Source organism: Janthinobacterium sp. KBS0711, assembly GCF_000988085.1.
Classification (GTDB): domain Bacteria; phylum Pseudomonadota; class Gammaproteobacteria; order Burkholderiales; family Burkholderiaceae_D; genus Janthinobacterium; species Janthinobacterium lividum_E.
In genome coordinates this window covers 59,609-83,667 of record NZ_LBCO01000020.1, presented here as the reverse complement: position 1 = coordinate 83,667, position 24,059 = coordinate 59,609, and the positions used below count along the sequence as shown (strand labels likewise).

Here is a 24,059-nt window from a genome sequence, read left to right as displayed (position 1 = left end):
CTGGCGGCGGCTGTTGCCGGAGCCGGCAAGCCGCCCGCCACTTTCAACGCTTTCCCTTGCGCATCGCCGCTCAGGCGAAACACTGCCACCACGTCGACCAGCTCGATGGCGCGGTCTTGCAGCGAGGATGCTGCCGCGGCCGCCTCTTCCACCAGGGCCGCGTTTTGCTGGGTGACCTGGTCCATTTGCGAAATGGCCTGGTTGACCTGCTCGATGCCGGCGCTTTGCTCGTGGCTGGCGTTGGCGATGTCGCCCATGATGTCCGTCACGCGGCGGATGCTGGCGACAATTTCTTCCATCGTCGCGCCCGCCTGATCGACCAGCGCGCTGCCTGTGTTGACTTTATCCACGGAATCCTCGATCAAGCCCTTGATTTCCTTGGCGGCCGCCGCCGAGCGCTGCGCCAGGCTGCGCACTTCGGTGGCCACCACGGCGAAGCCACGGCCCTGCTCGCCCGCGCGGGCCGCTTCCACTGCCGCATTCAGCGCCAGAATATTGGTTTGGAAGGCAATGCCGTCGATCACGCCGATAATGTCGGCGATCTTCTTCGCCGATTCGTTGATCGAGCCCATCGTGCCCACCACTTGCGCCACCACGGCGCCGCCCTTGCGGGCCACGTCCGAGGCGGACACGGCCAAGGAATTCGCCTGGCGCGCATTGTCCGTATTCTGGCGCACGGCCGAGGTCAGCTCTTCCAGGCTGGACGCCGTTTCTTCCAGCGATGACGCCTGCTGCTCCGTGCGCACGGACAAGTCCGCGTTGCCGGCGGAAATCTGCGCGGCCGCCACGCTGACCGTATCGGCCGAGGCGCGCACGGCGGCGATCACGCCGACGATGCGCTCGAGGAATTTATTGAAGGCCGTGGCCGTACGGCCCACTTCATCCATGCGCTCGACGGGCATGGCGGCGGACAGGTCCAGCGAAGCGCTGACACGCTCCAGGGTATGTTCGATATTGCCCAGGCCGCCGCTGATGGTGCGGTAGATATGCCAGGCCAGCGCGCCCGTCAGCAGCACGGCCACGCCGAGCACGGCCAGCATGGTGTTGAACGCCGTGTCGTAGGCGGCCAGGCTTTCCGCCTTCACATCGTCGACCAGCTTGTTGTTGTAAGCGATATGGTCATCCATGCTCTTTTTCGCGGCGGCGGCCGTGATGGCCAGCGGCGTGCCGGCCAGCAAGGTGGCGCGCACGCCGTCCATGTCGCCCGCGTAGGCGGCGGCAAAGAATGGCGCCAGCGCGCGGCGGTAGGCTTCCATGGCGGCCTGGTCGGCGTCGAGCATCTTGCCGTCCGTCGCGTCGTACAGGCGCTCGGCGCGGTAGGTGGCGATGACCTTGTCGAAATTCGTGTTGGCGTCGGCCACGGCCTTGTCCAGCGCCGTCTTGTCGGCCAGGTTGGAGAACACGGACAGGCGGTAGCCGGCCAGGCGCGAGTCTGCCAGGAAACCCTTGGCCGCATTCAAGCCCTGGATGCTGGGAATGATGCGGTTTTGTACGGTGTCGAAACGCTCCTGGGCGCGCTGCAGCTGGATGGCGCCGCCGGCGCCCAGCAATAGCAGGGCCAGCAAGGCGATGGTGAGGGTCAGAATTAATTGCTTGGTGATATTCATGGTGTGTCACAGTAAAAAGTAGCCTGGCAAGGCCAGGCAGGATAAATAGCTGCCGATCGGGTGGCCGGGATCGCTTGCAGGCGGCTAAGCCGCCAGCGGGGAAGCCTCGGGCGCGCGGCGCAGCAAGTCGCCATGCTGGCGGCAAAACGCCAGGCCCGCCTTGTGGCCCACGTCGAACAGCAGCTGCATGTTCGAGCTGGACCAGTCCAGGGTGTCGGGCCAGTGCTGCTCGGGAATGCCGCCCATCAGGTCGAGTTTCAGCAAGCGCCGCTTGGGCTGGCCCGTGCTTCTATCCGTGTTGTGCTCGAGCTCAAACAGGCGCAGCTCGCTTTTGGAAATCTTCACCAGCGGCGTGATGATGGAGCGCACCCAGGCGTCGTACAGGTTGCGCGGCTTGCGCAGCAGGCGCTCGTCACCGAGGATGTCGAGGATGACTAAAGTATCGGCGTCATGGTGCTCGCCCTTGCCTTCGATAAACGGGTCGAAATTGAGGGTGTCGAGCGCCGCGCCTTCGATGTAGTCGTCGCCGGCGATGGTCGTCGGTGCATACAGGAAGGGAAACGACAGGGCCGCGCGCACGTGGATCGGTTCGATCTCGTGCTTGCCCCAGATTTGCATGCGATGCTCGCTGAGGTTGTAGGCATTGATGTAGAAATCGGGACGCATGCGCGCCACGCCGGAAAAATCCACGGCTTTTTCCAGGAAGGGCAAGTGCGCGCACAGGCCCAGGCTTTTCGCCGACAGGTCCGATGGCGACAGCGACGACACCATCAGCTTGCCCCAGTCCGACCAGGCCGTGGGCACGCCCGCAAACGTTTGCTGGAATGCCTGGAAAAAAGGATTGTTGGCCGGCGGCTGGAAGGCGTCGCGGAAAGTGCTCGCGTGCATGCCCGGCTTCTGGAACACCTTGTAGTTGATCGGGATCATCTTGTAGATGCTGTCGGCCACGCCCGTGTCGGCCCAGCTTTGCAAGGCCTGGCGCGGCGTGGCTTCGTGCGGCGTCGTGTAAAGCAAGCCCATCAACACGCCCGCACCCGAGGCGGAAATGACGTCGAACTCGATGCCCTCGTCGAGAAAAGCGGCCAGGGCGCCGGCGATCAAGGTGGAATTTGGTGCGCCGCCACCCAGCAGAAGCCCCGTTTTGCGGGCCGGTTTCGCTGGCGCGGCTGGTGCCGGATTCGGCGGTGTCGTCGTGACTGTCTTCATGCACACTCCCTGAACGGAACGGGGTTACCATCCCTTAATTGTTGGTTACTACACGCTTATGGCGCCTATTCCTGCACATGTTCCCGCAAGCAACTAGCCGATGCAATGTTGCAGAAACAGATATGAAATTAACATAAATAAATTCCTTATGGCAATTTCTATAACGAATGACAGGTATTCAGCAAGGCCATAAGTTGGTGCCGTGCGGCATGGCGTGATGCAGCGCAGCAAATATAAATTCGGCGGCATTAGGATTAATCGCTTTGGGGTAGGAATATTCCCCAAACAGCCGCCAGCGCGGCGGCCAGAGGCATCAAGGGTGTGGCGCGGGGTCCGGAGGGGACGAGGAGAAATGCAGGTGGGTACACAAATGGTCAACAAAGACGCGAATTTTCGGCGACAGGTGGCGGCTTGACGGCCACAGCACCCAGAACTTGCTTGAGTGCAGCAAATAGCCGGCCAGCACGGCTTGCAGTTCGCCGCGCGCGATGGCATCGCGCACGATAAAGTCAGGCAGATAGGCGAGGCCCACGCCCTGCGTGGCGGCACCGATCAAGGCTTCGATATTGTTGCAGGTCAAGGCGGTCGGCAAGCGCAACTCGCCGCCGCTGTCGCCCTCGGCGCGCTGCAGCGCCCATTCCTGCAACTTGCCCGTGGTGGGGAATTTATAACGCACGCAGGCGTGCCCTTCCAGCGCGCGCGGCGTGGCCGGCACGCCATGGCGGGCGAAATACGCGGGCGAGCCGACGATGGCAAAGGCAAACGGCCCCAGTTCGCGCGCCATCAGCCGCGAATCCGTCAAGGTACCGCTGCGCACGGCCACATCCACGCCTTCGGCCACCACATCGACGAGGCGGTCGTTGAAATCAAGGTCCAGCTCGATTTCCGGGTACAGCCGCGTAAATTCCGCCAACAGGGGCAGGATAATGCGGTAGCCGATCACGGGCAGGCTCACGCGCAGCTTGCCGCGCGGCGCCTCGGCCAGGTGCGACAGTTCGGCCTCGGCATCGCCGAGGTCGGCCAGGATGCGCTGGCAGCGCTCGTAGAACAGCGCGCCCTCGTTGCTGAGGCTGATGCGCCGCGTGCTGCGGTTGAGCAGGCGCACGCCCAGCTTTTCTTCCAGCCGCGCCACGCTCTTGCCCACGGCCGAGGCCGACACGCCGAGCAGCCGGCCTGCCGCCACATAGCTGGAAGTTTCCGCCGCGCGCACGAAGGCGGCAATGCCGTTCAGATTATCCATGCAACCTCATTGGGGAATATTTGTCCGTTATGAGTGGATTTTTAGCCACTTTTTCATTGATTGCGTCCATATTATCATCGGATTCCCTCTTTCTGGAATCATTCCCATGGATACGACTCTTCCTGCGCAAGCCCCGGAACCAGCGGCCGCCCGGCGCGCCTTCGTGCTGGCCGCCGTCTGCCTGGCCGCGCTCTGCATGCCGCTCAGTTTTACCGGGCCGGCCATCGCCATTCCCGCCATCGCCGCCGACCTGCACGGCACGCCGCTGGCGCTGGCGTGGATCACGAACGCCTTCATGCTCAGTTTTGGCGGCTGCCTGATGGTGGCCGGCGCGCTGGCCGACCGCTATGGCCGAAAGCGCGTGTTCCTGCTGGGCTTGGGCGTGTTTTCCGCCGCCGCGCTGGCACTGGCAGCCGCGCCCGGCATTGTGTGGCTCGACGTGCTGCGCGCCGTCCAGGGCCTCGGTTGCGCCATGGCCCTGTCGAGTGGACTGGCGGCCCTGGCGCAGGAATTCGACGGCCCCGCCCGCGCGCGCGCCTTCAGCCTGATCGGCACGGCCTTCGGCACTGGCCTGGCCTTCGGTCCCTTCCTGGCTGGCACCCTGATCACGCACACGGGCTGGCGCGCCATTTTTATCGGCACGGCCGCGGCCGGTGTGGCCGCCCTGCTGGCCGCCGCGCGCGCCATGCGCGAATCGCGCGACCCGCAGGCGCAAGACATCGACTGGCCCGGCGCCCTGACGTTTACGAGCGCACTGTCCCTGTTTACCTATGGCTTGCTGCAGGCGCCCGACAGTGGCTGGGGCAGTGCCGCCAGCCTGGGACTGCTCAGTGGCGCGGCCTTGCTGCTGGCCGTTTTCATCCGCGTGGAACGGCGCGCGGCGCGGCCCATGCTGGACTTGACCCTGTTCCGCCTGCCCGCCTTTGCCGGCGTGCAATTGCTGGCCGCCGCGCCCGCATTTTCCTTTGTCGTGCTGCTGGTCTTGCTGCCGGCCCGCTTCATCGGCATCGAAGGCTACAGTGCGCTGGAGGCGGGACGCATGATGATCGCCCTGTCGGCGCCCATGCTGGTGCTGCCGGTCCTGGCCGGCATGGCGGCGCAACGCATTGCCGCCGCGCACATTTGCGCCACCGGACTGCTGCTGGCGGCGGGCGGCTTGCTGTGGCTATCGACCTGCGCGCCGGGCCAGCCGCCCGCCACCTTGATCGGGCCGCTGCTGCTGATCGGCTGCGGCATCAGCCTGCCCTGGGGCTTGATGGATGGCCTGGCCATCAGCGTCGTGCCCGTCGAGCGGGCCGGCATGGCGGCCGGCATCTTCAATACGACGCGCGTGGCGGGCGAAGGCCTGGCGCTGGCCATCGTCAGCGCGCTGCTCGGTACGCTCACGATGGCTGCCTTGGGCAAGGTGCCCGGTCTCCCTCCCGAGCAGGCGGCGCTGGCGGCGCCCTTCCTGGCATTGGGCGAGCTGCGCCATGCCGGTGAAATGTTGCCGCAGGCCGGCGCCGCCGAACTGGCGCAAGCGTATGGCGCCGCTTTCCGCCACTTGCTGTATGTGCTGGCCAGCATTACGACGGCTTCAGCCCTGCTGATCCTGGCCTTTTTGCGTCATCCAGCTGGTGCAGCAACGGACACGGCCGCCCTGCCCGCCTGCAAGGCGCAGCAATAAGTCACGACCATCACCGTTCCTCCTGCCGTACACGGCGGCGCCCACGCGCCGCCGCCCTCCCTGATGTTTCTCCGCAACACCTCAAAAGTTTCAAGGAATAAAACTAGTTTACTGATCAAAGCGCTTTGAACTATACTCAAAGCGCTTTGAAACATAACTAAAGCGCTTTGGTTGTGCGAAGTTATGCGCACCGATCCCACACCTATAAAAACACTGGAGACGCAATGAACAAACATTTCTTGAAAACTTTGCCTGCCGCCGTGGCGCTGGCCTTGAGCGCTTCGGCGGCCCAGGCCGCCCTGCCGATCGACTTCGGCGGCTACATCCGCTCGGGCTTCGGTACCAGCAGCGAAGGCGGCAAGGAAGCGTGTTTCGGCCTAGCCGGCGCCTCGTCCAAGTATCGTCTGGGCAATGAGTGCGAAACCTATGGCGAGCTGAAATTCGGCGGCGAAGCCTTCAAGGCAGCCAACGGCACCACTTTCCGCATCAATACGCTGGTGGCGTTCTCCGTCAACCAGAACCAGGACTGGGAACAATCAGACCCGTCGTGGCGTGAAATGAACGTGGTGGCCGACAAGATCGGTTCGGGCGCCTTCGCCGAAGCGCGCGCCTGGGTCGGCAAGCGCTACTACGACCGCCAGGACGTGCACATCACCGATTACTACTTCTGGAATAACAGCGGCCCGGGCGCCGGCCTGGAAAACATCGACCTGGGCGCCGCCAAGCTGGCCTACGCCATCGTGCGCACGGCCGATGACGGCGACAGCAAGCGCATGGGCCTGTCCCACGACTTGCGCTTCTCCGGCATCAAGGTCAACCCCGATGGCGAACTGACCCTGGGCCTGCAATTCAACCAGAAACGCAACGCGCAAGGCGCGGCTCCCATCGCCAGCGGCCACTTGCTGACCATCATGCATACCCAAGGCAATCTGCTGGGCGGCTTCAACAAGGTGGCACTGCAGTACGGCAAAGGCAGCGCTGCCAACACGGGCGGCTTCAGCCTGGGCGCCGGCAAGGACGACAAGGTCGTGCGCCTGACGGAACAGATCATGATCCAGCCCAAAGGCGCCTGGTCGGGCATGGGCACCTTCGTCTACGAAGACAAGGAAACGGCAGGCGTGAGCAGCAAGTGGACGTCGATCGGCGCGCGTCCCGTCTACCACTTCACGGACAACTACAGCCTGGCCGTGGAACTGGGCCACGACATCGTCAAGCCGGAAGGCGGCGAGAGCCGCAATCTCACCAAGCTGACCTTCGCGCCGCAACTGTCGGCCGGCAACAGCTTCTGGTCGCGTCCCGTGCTGCGCGCCTTCTACACCTATGCTAAATGGAACAAGGCAGCCCAGTCGGCCGCCGCTGCCGAATCGGCGCTGTCGTCGACGGGCGTGTTCGGTGGCAAGACCAATGGCAGCTCCGTCGGTTTCCAGGTCGAGTCGTGGTGGTAATCAAGAACTTTCGACAACTGACAAGACCGTAGCGAGCGGAAGGGAGTTGTGGCTGAGAAGCGGAACTGTACTTTAGTACAGTGAGCATCGCAGGCCGCAAATCGCGACGCGCAGTAGGTCTTGTCAGTTGTCATGAAAGGCAGCAGCACCGCCCGCATTTCGGGGCAGGTAGTAACCGGACCCACCATTTCGCCGCTGCACGCGATGGCCGGCAGCTTCAATGTAGTGATTCAGCAGTATCCTCTTTTAGCGCGGGCGCCCCTGGGTTTGCCCGCGTATTTTTTTGGGCGCTGCCGCCGCTTGTCATACCCCTGATCATTCCGGCATTTATCAGATAAACTACCCTGCATCGCACCGCATCGCTCCCGACCCACCCAGACGCAGCATCCATGAACCTCAAAAATCTCGCCAAAACGCTAGGAATATCCGAAACCACCGTCAGCCGCGCCTTGAATGGCTATCCGGAAGTGAGCGAACGCACGCGCGAACGTGTGCTGGCAGCAGCGCAGGCGGCCGGCTACCGTCCCAATCCCATGGCGCGCAGCCTGGCCGTGGGGCGCACGAATATCGTCGGCATCATCTACCCGCTGATGCCGAACGACCTGGCCGACCCCATGTTCATCGACATCGTGGGCGGCATGTCGGAAGCGCTGGAAGCGCAGCAGATGGACATGATGATCGCGCCCGCGTCGGCCACCAACGAATTCCACACCTATGAACGCATGGTCAAGGGGCGCCGCATCGATGGCCTGATCGTCGGGCGCACGAAACCGTTCGACGAGCGCATCGCCTACCTGGCGCAGCAGGGCATGCCGTTTGTCGCGCACGGCCGCACGCAGCTGAACCAGCCGCATGCGTGGTTCGACTACGACAACGAGGCCGGCATGCGCCTGGCCGTCGAGCGCCTGGCGCAGCTGGGCCACCAGCGCATCGGCCTGATCAGCGCCACGCCGGACCTGAACTTCGTGCGCCAGCGCGTCGAGAGTTTCCAGCACGCCATGCAGGCGGGCGGCTTGCCCGTCGACCCGGACAACCTGGTCGACAATGCCCACGACCGCCGCGCCGGCTACCAGGCCATGCAGCGCCTGCTGGCCCGCTCGCCCCGCCCTACCGCCGTCATCGTCGACAATCACATGTCGGGCGTGGGCGCCGTGCGCGCCCTGCTCGACGCGGGCATCAGCATCGGCCGCGAGATGTCGCTGATCGTCTGGGGCGTGATGGAAGATTCCCTGGCCGGCCACAACGTCACCACCGTCGTCCAGCCCGACCCGCGCGGCGCCGGCGCGAAAATGATCAACATGCTGCTGGCCCAGATGGATGGCACGCCCGTCACCGACTTGCAGGAACTGTGGCCGTGCGAACTGTTGCCGGGCGAGTCGGCGGGACCCGTGCCGAACTAGGCGTTTTCCGCCTCCCCGCGCCGCCGGCCGCCTGGCCAGCGGCGCCATCTTGTTGTCCTGAATCACCCTCATAAAAAAATCGTATGTCTGGCGCGTGTATCGCTTTACTTTTCAAAGCGCTTTGAACTATACTCAATTCATACCCAAAGCGCTTTGAATTTTAAAATAAGACGTTCGCCTACCAACCAGCAGCGCCGCCCTGATAGCCAACGCTACAAGCAACTTTTAAGAAATCATTCATGCCGACCATCCAGAACAATCTCGCCCACCTGCCCGCCGACTGGTGGCGCAGCGCCGTCATCTACCAGGTGTATCCACGCAGCTTCCTCGACAGCAATGGCGACGGCATCGGCGACTTGCCCGGCATTACCTCCAAGCTCAATTACATCGCCGCCCTGGGCGCCGACATCGTGTGGATCTCGCCCTTCTTCACGTCGCCGATGAAAGACTTCGGCTATGACGTGGCCGATTTCTGCGATGTCGATCCCATGTTTGGCACCCTGGCCGATTTCGACCGCCTCGTGGCGCGCGCCCATGAACTGGGCTTGAAAGTGATGATCGACCAGGTGCTGTCGCACTCGTCCGACAACCATCCGTGGTTCGTGGAAAGCCGCTCCAGCCGCGACAATCCCAAGGCCGACTGGTATGTATGGGCCGACCAGAAACCGGACGGTACGGCGCCGAACAACTGGCTGTCCGTGTTCGGCGGTTCGGCCTGGCAATGGGAGCCGCGCCGCGGCCAGTATTACCTGCATGATTTCCTCGTCAGCCAGCCCGACCTGAACTTCCATAATCCTGCCGTGCAGCAGGCTCAGCTGGACAACCTGCGTTTCTGGCTCGAGCGCGGTGTCGACGGCTTCCGCTTCGATTCCTGCAACTTCCCGTATCACGACCAGCTGCTGCGCGACAATCCGCCAGCCGCGCAGCGCGACGCGAGCAGCGTGTCGGCCATCAACCCGTATGGCATGCAAGCGCACGTGTACGACAAGACGCAGCCGGAAAACATCGCCTACCTGCAGCGCGTGCGCGCCGTGCTCGATGAATACCAGGCCGTTTCCATCGGCGAAGTGGGCGACGACAATGCGCTGGCCACCATGGCGGCCTACACGGGCGCCGACAAGCTGCACATGGCCTACAGTTTCAACTTGCTGACAGCAGAGTTTTCCGCCGCCCACATCCGCAAGCAAGTGGAAGAGTTCGAAGCGCAAGTGGCCGACGGCTGGGCTTCCTGGTCCGTGGGCAACCACGACAGCGTGCGCGTCATGACGCGCTGGGGCGGCGAGAATCCGTCGCCGTCGCTGGCCAAGGTGGTGCTGGCCGTGCAGGCCGCGTTGAAAGGCACGCCGTGCCTGTACCAGGGCGACGAACTGGCCCTGACGGAAGCGGACATTCCTTTCGAAGCGCTGCAAGACCCGTACGGCATCCCGTTCTGGCCCCAGTTCAAGGGCCGCGACGGCTGCCGCACGCCGATGCCGTGGGTGGCCGAAGCGCCGCATGGCGGCTTCAGCACTACCACGCCTTGGTTGCCCGTGCCGCCCGAGCATCTGGCGCGCGCCGCTGACGTGGAAGAACACGATAGCGGCTCGGCGCTGCGCTTTGCGCAGAACATCCTCGCCTGGCGCCGCACCCTGCCGCAATTGCTGCGCGGCGACATCAGTTTCTTCGATGCGCCGGAACCCGTGCTGGCCCTGCGCCGCGACTTGCCCGGCCAACCGTCCGTGCTGGCTGCCTTCAACCTGGGCACGGAGGCCGTCACCTTCACTTGGCCGGACGCGGCGGCAGCGGCCGATCTTGCCGGTCATGGCTTGCCAGGTAGTAAAGATAACCAACAGCTCAGCCTGCCTCCGCATGGCGGCTGGTTCGGCACTCTGGCGTAAATCGCAGGCTTTGGCGGCCATGCCGCCAATTACAATAACGAGCCCCGCGCATCAGCGGGGCCAAATTGAGATGATGAGGACGACATGGCTGGACTGAAGTTAACAGGCCTGAAGAAGGCATATGGCGACGTGCAAACCCTGCACGGCATCGACCTGGAGATCGCCGATGGCGAATTCATGGTCTTCGTGGGCCCGTCGGGTTGCGGCAAATCCACCTTGCTGCGCAGCATCTGCGGCCTGGAAGAAATCAGCGGCGGCGACTTGTTCATCGGCAAGACGCGCATGAACGACGTGCCGCCCGCCAAACGGGGCATCGCCATGGTATTCCAGAGCTACGCCCTGTACCCGCACATGAGCGTGGCGCAGAACATGGCCTTCGGCCTCAAATTGGCCGGCATGAGCAAGGTGCAAATCGCCGACGCCGTGCAGCGCGCCGCGCAGATCCTGCGCATCGAGCCTTTGCTCGAACGCAAACCGAAGGACTTGTCGGGCGGCCAGCGCCAGCGCGTGGCCATCGGCCGCGCCATCGTGCGCAAGCCCGACGTCTTCCTATTCGACGAGCCGCTGTCGAACCTGGACGCATCGCTACGCGTGCAGATGCGCATCGAACTGGCGAACTTGCACCGCGAATTGCGCTCGACCATGATTTACGTCACGCATGACCAGGTCGAAGCGATGACCCTGGCCGACCGCATCGTCGTGCTTAACGCGGGCCGCATCGAGCAGGTGGGCGCGCCGCTCGAGCTGTACCACCACCCCGCCAACCTGTTCGTGGCCGGTTTCCTCGGTTCGCCCCGCATGAACTTCCTCAAGGGCAAGATCCACAGCTACGCCAACGGCGTGGCCACCATCGCCACCAACGCGGGCGGCATGCTGCAAGCTGTGTTGACGCAGCCGCTGGCCAGCGGTACCCCCGTCACCGTCGGCGCGCGTCCCGAACACGTGCAGGCATGCGCGCCCGGCGCCACGGCCGCCATCACGGCCACCGTGCAGGCGGTGGAAAAACTGGGCGACATCAGCTATCTGTATGTGCACGTACCTGGGGGCGACGAGCCGCTGGTGGTGCGCGCCGATGCGGAAACGGACTGGGCCATTGGCCAATCCGTAGCCCTGCAGGTAGCGCCCGCCCGCGTCCACGTGTTCGACGAGCATGGCCAGACCCGTACCTGACACCCGGCTTTAAGGGGCCAGGCGCTACAGGCGCCGCCTGGCCTGGTTGTATCGTTTCAGCCTTGATACTCAACATAAACTTAGCATAAAAAAAGATACTGGAGATTGACATGTCCTTCACGCACCCGAAACGCAGCTTCATCAAAACCACCCTGATCGCCGCCGCCCTGGCCGGCATCGGCAACCTGGCCGCCGTCAGCATGGCGAACGCGGCCGAAGCAGGCACCCTGCTGATCTGGATCAATGGCGACAAAGGCTACAAAGGCCTGGCCAAGGTCGGCGAGGAATTCACCAAGAAGACGGGCATCAAGGTCGTCGTCGAGCATCCGGAAGATGCGCCGAACAAATTCCAGCAAGCGGCCGCCGCCGGCAAGGGCCCGGACATCTGGATCTGGCCGCATGACCGCATCGGCACCTGGATCGACGCCGGCTTGCTGCAACCATTGACGCCAAGCAAAGAAGCGCGCGCCGCCATCCTGCCGCTGGCCTGGAACGCCTTTACGGTGAGCGGCAAGACCTGGGGCTACCCGATCTCCATCGAAGCCGTCGCCCTCGTCTACAACAAGGACCTGGTGCCAACGCCGCCAAAAACCTTCGAGGAAATCGCCGCACTGGACAAAAAATTGTCTGCGCAAGGCAAGAAAGCCATCCTGTGGGATTACACGAATACCTATTTCACGTGGCCATTGCTGGGCGCGGGCGGCGGCTTCCCGTTTGAAGTCAAGTCCGACGGCCGCTACGATGCAGCCAAGACGGGCGTGAACAATGCCGGCGCGCAGGCGGGCGTCAATGCGCTGATGACCCTGATCAACAGCGGCGCCATGCCGAAGGGCGCCGGCTACGCCGAGATGGAAGCGGGCTTCAACCAGGGCAAGATCGCCATGATGATCAACGGCCCATGGTCGTGGGACAATGCGCGCAAGTCGAAGATCAATTTCGGCGTGGCAACGATCCCTACCGTGGCAGGCAAGACGGCCACCCCATTCGTGGGCGTGCTGGGCGCGATGATTTCGAAAGCCAGCCCGAACAAGGACCTGGCCACGGAATTCCTGGAAAACCAGATGCTGCAGATCAATGGCCTGAAAACCATCAACGCCGATGTCCCGCTGGGCACGCCAGCCAACAAGGTGCTGTTCGCGGAATTGAAAGCCAATCCGAACATCCAGGCGACGATGGAAAGCGCGCAAGCGGGCCGCCCGATGCCGAACAACCCGGAAATGGGCCGCTTCTGGTCGTCGATGCAATCGGCGCTGGAAAACATCACGCAAGGCCGCCAGACGACCAAGGATGGCCTCGATGCGGCGGCGAAGCGGATTACGACGGCGAATTAATCAATATCGCGCTGCATCACGTGACTTCGCGTAGGTCGGATTAGCGCTTGCGCGTAATCCGACATGTGCAGCCAACAATGTTGTCGGATTACGGTCCTTTGGGCCTAATCCGACCTACACCACAACGCCTTCATCCAGCATCCATCTTCACAGGTATCCATCGTGCGCAAGTTTATCGGCCCTACGGTATTGACCATCAGCATGGCGCTGGGTCTGTATCTGCTCTTCATGTTGTACATTTCCGGCCAGACCATGCTGGCCGCCGTTTTCCTCGGCTTGCTGACCCTGACGACGTTTGTCTTCACGTCGCCGCGCGCCTATGCCTACCGCTATCTGTTTCCCGGCATCACGGCGGTGATCGTCTTCGTGCTGCTGCCGATGGTGTACACGGTGTCGATCGGCTTTACCAATTTCAGTTCGCGCAACCTGCTCACCTATGAACGGGCCACGCAATATTTGCTGGACGAAACGCAGCGGGTGGAAAGCGCCGGCTATGCGATGACCGTGCATGCCGACAACAAGGAATACCGCTTGCGCCTGGAAAGCCCGGACACGGGCGAAGTGCTGCTGACGCAGCCGCTGGCCCTCAAGCGCGCCGTGCCCCTGAAGGTGGAAGTGGCGCCGCTCGATCCCGTGCAGGCGCCCGTGCTGGCCGCGCCGCTGGGCATCAAGGACATCATCGCCCTGCAAAAGGATATCAAGCTGCTCACCCTCGTGCTGCCGAACAAGATCGAGTTGCGCATGGTGGGCTTGCGCGAATTCGGCCCTGTCGCGCACGTCTACAAGCAACTGCCCGACAAGACCCTGAAGAAAATCGCCACGGGCGAACTCGTGAAACCGAACTTCAAGACAGGCTTTTATGAAATGCCGGACGGCACGAAACTGGAGCCGGGCTTCAAGGTCAACGTGGGCTTCGCCAACTTCGTGAAAATTTTCTCCGACGAAGCGTTCCGCGGCCCCTTCCTGCGCATTTTTGTCTGGACCATCGTTTTCGCCCTGATCAGCGTGGCCACGACGACAGGCCTGGGCATGGTATTGGCTGTACTGCTGAACTGGGATGCGCTGCGCTTCCGCGGCCTGTATCGCACCCTGCTGTTCCTGCCGTACGCCGTGCCGGGCTTCATTTCCATCCTCGTCTTCAAGGGCTTGTTCAACAATAACTTTGGTGAAATCAACCTCGTGCTCGACGCCCTGTTCGGCATCAAGCCCGCCTGGTTCTCGGACACCACCCTGGCCAAGGCCATGATTTTGATCGTGAATACCTGGCTCGGCTACCCTTACATGATGGTGGTGTGCATGGGCTTGATCAAGGCGATTCCGTCGGACCTGTACGAAGCCTCGGCCCTGGCCGGCGCGGGACCGCTGACGAATTTCTTCAAGATCACCCTGCCCCTGATCATCAAGCCGCTCACGCCGCTGATGGTGGCCAGCCTCGGTTTCAACTTCAACAATTTCGTGCTGATCAGCTTGTTGACGGGCGGGCGTCCCGATTTCCTCGACACCACCTTGCCGGCCGGCACGACGGACTTGCTCGTGTCCTATACCTACCGTATTGCGTTCGAGGATTCCGGCCAGAACTTTGGCCTGGCCGCCGCCATCTCGACCCTGATCTTCTTCCTCGTGGCCGCGATTTCGCTGGTCAACATGCGCCTGACGCGCATGAACAAAGCATAAAGGACAGCCATGGCTATCGTTGTCGACCGTTCCAACCGCTGGCGCATCCTGGCGGCCCACGTCGCCGTCATCGCGCTGATCGCGCTGGTGATGTTTCCCTTCCTGATGATCCTGTCGATCTCCCTGCGGCCCGGCAATTTCGCCTCGGGCAGTCTGATACCGCCCGAGATCAGCTTCGAGCACTGGCGATTGGCGCTGGGCATGTCGTACCAGGCGCCCAACGGCGCCCTCGTCGAGCCGGACTTCCCCGTGCTGCTGTGGCTATGGAATTCCATCAAGGTGGCCAGCATGAGCGCCACCGTCACCGTGCTGCTGTCGACCACCTGCGCGTACGCATTCGCGCGCATGCAGTTCCGCTTCAAGTCGCAAACGCTGTCCGCGCTGATGCTGCTGCAGATGTTCCCCGCCGTGCTGGCCCTGGTGGCCATCTACGCCATCTTCGACGTGCTGGGCAGCTACGTGCCATGGCTGGGCATCGACCACCACGGCAGCCTGGTGCTGGCCTATACGGGCGGCATCGCCCTGCACATCTGGACCATCAAGGGCTACTACCAAACCATCCCCATCGAGATCGAGGAAGCGGCCAAGGTCGACGGCGCCACGCAGTGGCAAGCCTTCGTCTACGTGCTGCTGCCGATGACAGTGCCCATCCTGATGGTGGTGTTCCTGCTGTCGTTCATCGGCGCCATCATCGAATATCCGATCGCTTCCGTGCTGCTGCATGAACAGAACAACCTGACTCTGGCCGTCGGCTCGAAGCTGTTCCTGTACGAGCAAAAATACCTGTGGGGCGACTTCGCCGCGGCAGCCATCCTGTCCGGCCTGCCCATCACGGCCGTGTTCCTGCTGGCGCAAAAATGGATGATCTCCGGCCTGACGGCTGGCGGCGTGAAGGGCTGACATGAAGACCGTGCTGACCGCCCTCGCCGCTTTGCTCGTCAGCCTGCCGGCGCAGGCGGGCAGCTTTGCAGAGAATCCGATTGTCTACTTCGCCGTGACAGACCGTTTCGCCAACGGCAATCCCGGCAACGACCACAGTTATGGCCGCGCCACCGACCCGCAAGGCGGCGACGTCGGCAGCTTCCACGGCGGCGACATCGCCGGCATCACGCAGCAGCTCAAAGCCGGCTACTTCCGCGACCTGGGCGTCAACGCCCTGTGGATCACGGCGCCGTATGAGCAGATCCACGGCTGGGTGGTGGGCGGCAAGCAGCAATTCCAGCACTACGCCTACCACGGCTACTGGGCGCTCGACTACACCACCATGGACGCCAACATGGGCACGCGCGAGGAATTGCGCGAAATGATAGATACGGCCCACGCGCAAGGCATCCGCGTGCTGTTCGACGTGGTGCTGAACCACCCCGGCTACGCGGACCTGCGCACCCTGTCCGAATACAAGGTGCCCGTGCTGTGGCCCGGCCACGAAAAGGCCGTGCTGCGCGACTATCACAGCTTCATCGACTACAACAACTTCGAATTCAAGCAGTGGTGGGGCCCGGACTGGGTGCGCGCGGGCTTGCCCGGCTACCCGGACGGCGGCCAGGACGATTTCACGATGCAGCTGGCCTACCTGCCCGACTTCCGCACTGAGAGCGGCAAGGCCGTGGGCTTGCCGCCCATCCTGCAACGTAAAAGCGACACGCGCGCCGTGGCACTGCCCGATGCGACTGTCCGCACTTACCTTGTCAGCTGGCTGGCCGACTGGGTGCGCGAATTCGGCGTCGATGGTTTCAGGGCCGACACCGTCAAGCACGTGGAGCCGGCCAGCTGGCTGGCCCTGCGCGCGGCGGCCACCGATGCACTGAAAGACTGGAAGGCGCGCCACCCGCAGCAAAAAATCGACGATGCGCCATTCTGGATGACGGGCGAAGCGTGGGGCCATGGCCCCGAGCGCAGCGGCTGGCATGATGCGGGCTTCGACTCGATGATCAATTTCGATTTCCAGAATCGCGCGGGCGGCGACTGGAAAAGCATCGACGGCGTGTACCGCCAGTACGCGGGCCTGCTGAACAAGGGCCCGAGCCCCCGCTACGACATCCTGTCGTATATCTCGTCGCACGACACCAGTTTGTTCCCGCGCGATCAATTGAAGCATGGCTTGAGCACCCTGCTGCTGGCGCCGGGCGGCGTGCAGCTGTTCTATGGCGATGAAAGCGCGCGCCAGCCTGGCGTGGCGCCCATCGGCGACGAACAGCAGGCGACCCGCTCCGACATGAACTGGGCCACGCTCGATGCGGCCACCCTGGCGCATGCGCGCAAGCTGGGCCAGTTCCGGCTGCGCCACCCTGCCCTGGCGCGCGGCGAACACCGGTTCATCAACGACAAGCCGTATGCATTCGCCCGCGTGATGCAGGATGACGCCATCATCGCCGTGCCCGAAGCGCAAGGCGCGCTCGAACTGAAAGTCCACGGCGTCTTCGCCGATGGCGCCAGCCTGCGCGACGCGTACACGAATCAAACCTATTTCGTAAAAAATGGCGCCGTCGCCGTGAACGCGGCCGGCACCGTCCTGTTAGAAAAGGCAGCACCATGAGCAGCTATGACATTTTAGTGGTCGGCGGCGCCGGCATCGACACGATCGTGCGCGTCCCCGACCGGCAACTGCCCGTCGCCGACTCCGTCCACGTGCCACCCATCCGCGACTACGTGGCGCACACGGGCAATGGCGTGGCGCTCGGCTGCCACGCGCTGGGCTTGCGCTGCAAGTTCATCGACTTCATCGGCGACGATGCGCAAGGCGCGGCCATCCTGCAGCGCTACAAGGAAGCCAAACTCGATTTCTCGCACATCGTCGAACCTTCGGGCACGCGGCGCAGCGTCAACCTCGTCGACCCGCAAGGGCGCCGGCTGTCGCTGTACGACGGCCGCCATCCGGAAGACGTGCGCATGCCGGCCGCTTTTTATCTTCCCTACCTGGGACCGGCGCGCCACGCGCACTTTTCCATCATGGGCTGGGTGGCCGCGCTGTTTGACGATGCACTGACCTGCGGCACGACGGTGTCGACCGACCTGCACGACTGGGATGGCGTCAACCCGCACCACAAGGTCTTTGCGCTGCGCGCCGACCTCGTCTTCCTCAGCACGGCGGCGCTGGGCGAGCGTCGGGACGACGTCATGCGTACGATTATTTCGGAAGGCCGCGCGCAAGCCGTCATCGCCATGGCGGGCGCGCACGGTGCCTACCTGCTGGAACGGGACAGTGCCTTCGTGCGCCACTATCCGACGGCGGGATTGACGCTGCCCGTGGTGGACACGAATGGCGCGGGCGATTCGTTCGTGGCCGCCTTCCTGCACGCCTGGCTCGATGGTGCGGGCATCGACACCGCCATGCGCCGCGGCGCCATCGGTGGCGCGTTTGCCTGCGCGCAGAACGGCACACATGAACGGTTTATCGGGCTGGCAGAGCTGCATGACTTATATCAAGACCGCACTAGCTTATGACTTAATATTCTATCAAGCGTAGCAACGCGCTAATGGTCGCATGGCACAATGGCTGCGGATTTCACCACCGCATACCATCGACACCGGAGACCACATGAGAATCGAAACCCTGGCCGTGCACGCCGGCTACACCCCCGACCCGACCACCAAGGCCGCCGCCGTCCCCATTTACCAGACGGTGGCCTACGCCTTCGACAATGCCCAGCATGGCGCCGACCTGTTCGACCTCAAGGTCGCCGGCAATATCTACACGCGCATCATGAACCCCACGCAGGATGTGCTGGAAAAGCGCGTCGCGGCGCTGGAAGGCGGCGTGGCCGCGCTGGCCGTGGCGTCGGGCATGGCGGCCATCACCTACGCGATCCAGACAATTGCCGAAGCGGGCGACAATTTCATCTCCGCCAGCCAGCTGTATGGCGGCACCTACAACCTGTTTGCCCACACCCTGCCGCAGATCGGCATCGAAGTGCGCTTCGCCGACGCGCGCCAGCCCGAGACCTTCGCCGCCCTGATCGATGCGCGCACCAAGGCCATCTTCTGCGAATCGATCGGCAACCCGCTGGGCAACGTGACGGACGTGGCCAAGCTGGCCGAGATCGCGCACGCGCACGGCATCCCGCTGATCGTCGATAACACGGTGCCCAGCCCCTATCTGTTCCGCCCCATCGAGCATGGCGCCGACATCGTCGTCCATTCGCTGACCAAATACCTGGGCGGCCACGGCACCACGGTGGGCGGCGCCATCGTCGACAGCGGCAAATTCCCATGGGCCGAGCACAAGGAGCGCTTCAAGCGCCTGAACGAACCGGATGTGTCGTATCACGGCGTCGTCTACACGGAAGCGTTCGGCCCCGCCGCCTTCATCGGCCGCGCGCGCGTCGTCCCGCTGCGCAATATGGGTGCGGCGATTTCGCCCCTCTCCGCCTTCCAGCTGATCCAGGGCATCGAAACCTTGGCCCTGCGCATGGACCGCATCTGCGACAACACGCTGGCCCTGGCCAAGCACCTGAAACAGCATCCGAAGGTCGCGTGGGTCAATTACGCGGGCCTGGAAGACCACCCGGACCACGCGCTGGTGAAAAAATACATGCAAGGCCGCGCCTCGGGGATCTTGTCCTTCGGCCTGAAGCTGGCCGCTGGCGAAGACCCGCGCGCGGCGGGCGCCCGCGTGCTCGACGCCCTGCAGCTGTTCACGCGCCTCGTCAACATCGGCGACGCCAAGTCGCTGGCTACGCACCCGGCGTCCACCACGCACCGCCAGCTCAATCCCGAGGAACTGGCCAAGGCGGGCGTGTCCGAAGACATGCTGCGCCTGTCCGTCGGCATCGAGCATATCGACGACTTGCGCGAAGACCTGGAGCAGGCGTTGAACGCCGCTTAAGCGCTGCCTCTGACGCCATAGCGCGATGCCGGCTGGCCGCGCATCGCGCCCGCGAACAGGGCCAGGCGGGCCGCATCGAACTGCTCCCACAAGGCCTGGTCTTCCACCGAAGGCAGGGTCACCAGCTCGCCCTGGTCCAGGCCCGCCAGCGCCGCATCGACGCAGTCTTCCGCGCGCATGATGGTGGCCTGGTCCAGCTGTGCCAGCGGCACGCCGCTCAATTCCCAGATTTCCGTCGCCGTCGACGCGGGCAGCACCAGCTGCACCGTGATGCCCGTGCCGGCCAGCTCCTGCTGCAAGCCGCGCGTGAAATTCATCACATAGCCCTTGGTGGCGCTGTAGATCGTGCTGACGGGCAGGATGTGGAAGGACAGCACGGAGCCGATGTTGATGATGGTGCCGCTGTTGCGCTGCTTGAATTGCGGCAGCACGGCGTACGTCAGTTGCGCCAGCGCCGCCACGTTGACCTGGTCCATCGCCGCAATGCCCTCGCGCGGCGCGTCCACCACGGCGCCCAGGGTCGAGACGCCCGCGTTATTCACCAGCATGGTGATGGCCGGGTTGCCGGCCAGTTCTTCGGCCACGCGCTGCAGGTCGGCCGGTGCGGCCAGATCGGCGGCCATGGCGCGCACGGCCACGCCATATTTTTCCGCCAGCGAGGCGGCCAGGGTGCCCAGGCGCTCGACCCGGCGCGCCACGAGGATCAAATCGAAGCCGCGCGCGGCCAGGCGGTCCGCATACACGGCGCCCAGGCCGGACGAGGCGCCGGTGATGAGGGCCGTGCCTTGGGTAGTAACTGCATTCATGATCATTCCTTCTTCAGTATATGGGGTGGGTTGAGGCCATCAAACATGACAGCCATCATGCTTCAGCACATTAAATATGACGGTCATCATGTTTAATGTGCTGAAGCATGACGAACATCATGTATGATGTCAACCATTATTTTTGAATTGCGATCAGGAGCCTGCCATGCGTTATCCCGCCGAAGAAACCGCCGAAAAGCACCAGCGCATCCTGACGCAGGCGGCGCGGCTGTTCCGTGAAAAAGGCTACGACGGCGTCAGCGTGGGACAGATCATGCAGGCGACAGGACTCACGCATGGCCCCTTCTACAACCACTTCGCTTCGAAGGAAGCGCTGATGGCGGAAAGCACCCTGCACGGCTCGGAACACTCGCGCGTGGCGCTCGATGCGGCGACCATCAGCCCGGAAGCCATGCGCCAGTACGTACGCGATTACGTGAGCGCGGCCCACCGCGATGCACCGGGCGATGGCTGTCTGCTGGCGGCGCTGGCCGGCGACGCGCGCAAGCAACCGGCCGTGCGCCCTGCATTCACCTTCCACCTGAAAGCCATCATCGGCAAGCTGGCAGCGCATTTCCCGTGGCAGAAAAAACGCAACGCGCGCCAGGACGCCATCGTCATGCTGTCGGCCATGGTGGGCGCCGTGGCGCTGGCGCGCGCCGTCGATGATGCAGCATTTTCGGATGAGATTCTGGCAGCGGTTAAGACCGCATTCGCGACGTAGGTCGGATTAGCGCGCGAGCGCGTAATCCGACATGGCACGCCAACAATGATGTCGGATTACGCTCCGCTAATCCGACCTACGCGCGAGCAACTGGGCGACTTGTCCGACCCTGTCTGCGACCGTGCCTGACACATTGACATAGGCGATCCCTCTGCGGGCCAGTTCGGCCTGGTACCACGCATGCTGGCGCGCGCGGAAATCCTCGTCGCGGCGCGTGCCGTCCTGGATAAAGGGGAAGTCGGGGGCGCACAGCAGCACCAGGTCGTATCCGTGTTCAGCCAGCTGCGCCAGTTCCTGCTCGGCCTTGCCGAACATCTCGACGCAGTAGAAATACGTGGTCATGGGCGATGTATCGCAAAACAGCCAGCGCCGCGCGGCCAACAGCGCCTGCGCTTCGCGGCGCAGCTGCTCGCGGCCGATCTTGAGCAGATCGTCATAATTCAATATGCCGTCCTGGTTTTCCCACAGCTCGCGGCCATACTCGGCCACCCAAGCTGTCTGGAAATGCGCCGCCAGTGCGGCCGCCAGGGTCGTCTTGCCGCTCGATTCGCCACCGAGCACGCACACGCGCGTGACAAAATCGGCGCGCACGATGGGCGACAGGAAGGCGCTGTGCGCATGTGGATCTTGCCGCGCCACGGTGCCGGACACGGGCACCATGGTTCTCGCCCGGTCCACGCTCACGTGCGCCACCGGGCCGCTGGCATAGTGCCGTTCCAGCACCCGGGCGAAGCCGGCGCCGTAATCCTCGCTGGTAAACACGGCGTCGACGGGCCGCTCCAGCACCGTCCAGCACAGCCAGCCCATGAAGTGGCGATGCAGCTCGCCATCGTCGTCGTTGTGCGGCAAGGTCCGCGCAGGCACGCCGCGCGCGGCGCACAGGGCGGCCAGGCGCGCATCATCCAGCACGACGATATGCGCCTGCGGGAACTGCGCGCGCAGCCACCGTTCCCTGCGCGCCGGCTCGCAACCGGGAAATTCGGGCTTGGTGTAGCTGACCACCAGCACTTCTTCGCAAGCGTTTTGCGCACGGTTGATCAACAGTTCATGGCCCAGGTGCAGCGGGCAGAATTTGCCGACCACGAGACCGCGCTTGTAAAGGTTCATGCTGCCGCTTCCTGCAAATCCGAGGTGTATTGAATGATCTTGTCCTCCGCCAGCAAAGTCTCGACGGTGATAGCGCCGAAAAAAGGCGCGAGCAAGGCGCGCGCCCTGTCAGCCTGCGGCATGGCGTTCGGCGCCAGGCGCAGCGCGATGGCGCCATCGCCATGCTGGTGCACGCCGAACAGGGCGATGGCCAGCGGTTTCAGGGCGTGCGTGATGTCGATATTGTTGATCCACTCGCCGTTGACCGTGCGATAGCGCAAGGGGCTGCGTCCCGCCAGTCCCACCAGTACGGGACCGTGCGGGCCATGCGCCAGCGAAGCGTAGTCGCCCGTGCGGTAGCGCACGAGCGGCAGGCAGAAATTGAAGCCGCCCGTCACCGTGATTTCGCCACGCGCGCCATCGGGCACGGGCTGGCCCGCAGTATCGAGGATTTCCACGTACAGCCGGTGCTGCAGCAGCACGTGGCCGCCCGCCTGCTCATCGTAGACGGCGACGGGCCCCACTTCATTGAGCGAATAGATATCGAGCACGGGACAACCAAAACACGCTTCGAGACGCGCGCGCATGCCGGGCAACAGCATCATCGACACGGACATCAGCGCGGCCGGCTTGTGCGCCATGGGCAAGGTCAGCAGCTCGGCAAACGAGATGGGGTCGCCCGCGATCAGCTCCGGCGCCATGGCATCGAGGTAGCGCACGCGGTCGTCCGGGTCGCGCCAGTCGTCCACATGCAGGTTGATCTTCGCCAGGCCCGATTCGCTCATCGTCGGCGTGACGGAGACATAGGTAAAGCAGCGGCGCTGGTGCCCCAGCAGCATGACGCCCACCTGTCCAGAGCCATGGCACAGGGTCACGCCGAAGCGGCGCAGCGCGCGCTTGTGGAAGGCAAGGTAGCGCCCCGCCACCAGCGGGTGCGAAGCGATCAGCAGCGGGTGGCCCGTGGTTCCCGTCGTCTGGAAATTGATCATGCGCGCCAGGTCCGCGTCGTCGGGCACGAAGGCGGCGATGTCGTGCGCCAGCTCGGCGCGGCTGATGGGCGCCACGTCCGCAAGGCGCGCGGGCGGCGAGCCGCAGGCGCGGTAATGCGGCACGGTGGCGTAGACCGTCCTGAGAAAACCGGACAGCCAGGGCGGCGGCGCATCGGCGCTCCAAGCGACTACCGCATCCATGACTTCCTGCTCGTAAGCGCGCAGCGCTTCCACTTCCCCTGCCAGCAGCTTGTTGCCACTGCGGTTGCGGTACCGGGGCGCCGCCGGATGGCTGCGCAGTTTTTCCAGCATGCGCGCGCCCGCCGGCGTCAGGGTGGGACAGTAGTCGCGATCCGATTCCCAGGCCCCGCCAGGCAGGTTGACGTCAGGTTTGCCAGCGAGCGTCATTCGCGCGACCACTTGTCGGCCGACTCCTCGGCCGCTTTTTTCGCCAGCGCCTCGCGGATTTCGCGTGCGCGCTGCTCGGCAAGCCGGCTCGCTTCGAGCAGGCGGCGCCGTTCCGTGCCGCTGATGGCTGATAACCGGTCCGTCGCCTGCGCCACGCTTTCGTCGCGGGGCCGAAAACCGAGGCGCGCCAGCACGATGCGCGCCAGTTCCTCGCGCCGCTCGGGGTCTTGCGTGAACTGGTGGGCCGGCGTGGCGGCGGCCAATTCGCGCGCCGCCTCGCCCAGCAACTGCAACAAATCGTGCTGCGGCAACTGCCGCCCGGTGAACCAGTCGTCGGCCAGCAGCCAGCACACGATCATGGCCAGCGCCAGCCGGTTGCGGTCCGCCTTCACTTGCGCGCCGATAAACCCGTGCAGCGACGCGGCCGGCGCACGGGCGCCATGCAGCAGCAAAATGTCATTGACCAGCGCGGCCACAGCCACGGCCTGCGCATTGGCGACGCCGGCAATGCGGGGCTCGGCGAGGAATTCGACGGGCGTGTCGGCCAGGCGGTGGGTCAGGGTTTCGAGGTGGGGACCAGAGATATTCATGGGCCTTTTCTTAAT

At 63.9% G+C, this 24,059-nt stretch carries 19 protein-coding genes; 12 read left to right on the top strand and 7 right to left on the bottom strand.

What is annotated here, in order from left to right:
- From VM94_RS11645 to VM94_RS11635, 3 genes are all read right to left on the bottom strand, one after another.
- The coding region (locus VM94_RS11645; RefSeq protein ID WP_052755743.1) for a methyl-accepting chemotaxis protein at nt 1-1,607 on the bottom strand (1,607 nt) is incomplete at its 3' end.
- 84 nt (nt 1,608-1,691) lie between these two features.
- Nucleotides 1,692-2,813, bottom strand: a complete 1,122-nt coding sequence (locus tag VM94_RS11640) for a patatin-like phospholipase family protein (RefSeq protein ID WP_046683649.1) — start codon at nt 2,811-2,813, stop codon at nt 1,692-1,694.
- Between the two features lie 313 nt (nt 2,814-3,126).
- Entirely contained in the window at nt 3,127-4,053 is a 927-nt protein-coding gene (locus VM94_RS11635) for a LysR family transcriptional regulator (RefSeq protein ID WP_046683648.1), read from the bottom strand.
- 106 nt (nt 4,054-4,159) lie between these two features.
- Here VM94_RS11635 and VM94_RS11630 point away from each other — a divergent pair, with 106 nt between their 5' ends.
- The 11 genes from VM94_RS11630 (at nt 4,160) to VM94_RS11580 (ending at nt 19,441) form a co-directional block, all read left to right on the top strand.
- Nucleotides 4,160-5,719: an MFS transporter gene (locus tag VM94_RS11630; protein WP_046683647.1), complete on the top strand. Its 1,560-nt coding sequence runs from the start codon at nt 4,160-4,162 to the stop codon at nt 5,717-5,719.
- Between the two features lie 224 nt (nt 5,720-5,943).
- Entirely contained in the window at nt 5,944-7,164 is a 1,221-nt protein-coding gene (locus VM94_RS11625) for a maltoporin (RefSeq protein WP_046683646.1), read from the top strand.
- 389 nt (nt 7,165-7,553) lie between these two features.
- Nucleotides 7,554-8,564, top strand: a complete 1,011-nt coding sequence (locus tag VM94_RS11620) for a substrate-binding domain-containing protein (RefSeq protein WP_046683645.1) — start codon at nt 7,554-7,556, stop codon at nt 8,562-8,564.
- 239 nt (nt 8,565-8,803) lie between these two features.
- Nucleotides 8,804-10,441: an alpha-amylase family glycosyl hydrolase gene (locus VM94_RS11615; RefSeq protein WP_046683644.1), complete on the top strand. Its 1,638-nt coding sequence runs from the start codon at nt 8,804-8,806 to the stop codon at nt 10,439-10,441.
- Between the two features lie 84 nt (nt 10,442-10,525).
- A complete protein-coding gene (locus tag VM94_RS11610) occupies nt 10,526-11,611 on the top strand; it encodes an ABC transporter ATP-binding protein (RefSeq protein WP_046683643.1) in 1,086 nt (361 codons plus the stop codon).
- A 110-nt stretch (nt 11,612-11,721) separates the two neighbouring features.
- A complete protein-coding gene (malE, locus tag VM94_RS11605; RefSeq protein ID WP_046683642.1) occupies nt 11,722-12,942 on the top strand; it encodes a maltose/maltodextrin ABC transporter substrate-binding protein MalE in 1,221 nt (406 codons plus the stop codon).
- A gap of 162 nt (nt 12,943-13,104) precedes the next feature.
- Nucleotides 13,105-14,616 (top strand): maltose ABC transporter permease MalF, encoded by a 1,512-nt coding sequence (gene malF / locus VM94_RS28200; RefSeq protein ID WP_138828854.1) that lies wholly within the window; start codon nt 13,105-13,107, stop codon nt 14,614-14,616.
- Nucleotides 14,617-14,625: 9 nt separating this feature from the next.
- On the top strand, nt 14,626-15,516 hold the full coding sequence (gene malG / locus VM94_RS28195) for a maltose ABC transporter permease MalG (RefSeq protein WP_034757081.1): 891 nt from the start codon (nt 14,626-14,628) through the stop codon (nt 15,514-15,516).
- Nucleotide 15,517: 1 nt separating this feature from the next.
- Nucleotides 15,518-17,152 carry an alpha-amylase family glycosyl hydrolase gene (locus tag VM94_RS11590; protein ID WP_046683641.1) on the top strand — a complete coding sequence of 545 codons (1,635 nt, stop codon included), beginning with the start codon at nt 15,518-15,520 and terminating at the stop codon, nt 17,150-17,152.
- The gene (locus VM94_RS11585; RefSeq protein WP_046683640.1) at nt 17,149-18,060 is read left to right on the top strand and encodes a carbohydrate kinase family protein; all 912 of its coding nucleotides are present in this window, start codon (nt 17,149-17,151) and stop codon (nt 18,058-18,060) included. Before VM94_RS11590 ends, VM94_RS11585 begins: the two co-directional genes overlap by 4 nt.
- Before the next feature lie 94 nt (nt 18,061-18,154).
- A complete protein-coding gene (locus tag VM94_RS11580) occupies nt 18,155-19,441 on the top strand; it encodes an O-acetylhomoserine aminocarboxypropyltransferase/cysteine synthase family protein (RefSeq protein ID WP_046683639.1) in 1,287 nt (428 codons plus the stop codon).
- Here VM94_RS11580 and VM94_RS11575 read toward each other — a convergent pair.
- Nucleotides 19,438-20,247: an SDR family NAD(P)-dependent oxidoreductase gene (locus tag VM94_RS11575; protein WP_046683774.1), complete on the bottom strand. Its 810-nt coding sequence runs from the start codon at nt 20,245-20,247 to the stop codon at nt 19,438-19,440. The two genes, VM94_RS11580 and VM94_RS11575, sit on opposite strands and share 4 nt — an antisense overlap.
- A gap of 166 nt (nt 20,248-20,413) precedes the next feature.
- Between VM94_RS11575 and VM94_RS11570 the strand changes: the two genes are divergently transcribed.
- A complete protein-coding gene (locus VM94_RS11570; RefSeq protein WP_046683638.1) occupies nt 20,414-20,971 on the top strand; it encodes a TetR/AcrR family transcriptional regulator in 558 nt (185 codons plus the stop codon).
- A gap of 66 nt (nt 20,972-21,037) precedes the next feature.
- Here the strand turns inward: VM94_RS11570 and VM94_RS11565 are convergent, their stop codons facing one another.
- From VM94_RS11565 to VM94_RS11555, 3 genes are read right to left on the bottom strand one after another with little or no spacing between them, the layout of a single operon-like run.
- The gene (locus VM94_RS11565; RefSeq protein WP_046683637.1) at nt 21,038-22,078 is read right to left on the bottom strand and encodes an AAA family ATPase; all 1,041 of its coding nucleotides are present in this window, start codon (nt 22,076-22,078) and stop codon (nt 21,038-21,040) included.
- On the bottom strand, nt 22,075-23,454 hold the full coding sequence (locus tag VM94_RS11560) for an AMP-binding protein (protein ID WP_046683636.1): 1,380 nt from the start codon (nt 23,452-23,454) through the stop codon (nt 22,075-22,077). Before VM94_RS11560 ends, VM94_RS11565 begins: the two co-directional genes overlap by 4 nt.
- Complete coding sequence (locus VM94_RS11555; protein ID WP_046683635.1) at nt 23,451-24,044, bottom strand: hypothetical protein; 594 nt, start codon at nt 24,042-24,044, stop codon at nt 23,451-23,453. The genes VM94_RS11560 and VM94_RS11555 overlap by 4 nt, the downstream gene beginning before the upstream one ends.
- Nucleotides 24,045-24,059: the final 15 nt, after the last annotated feature.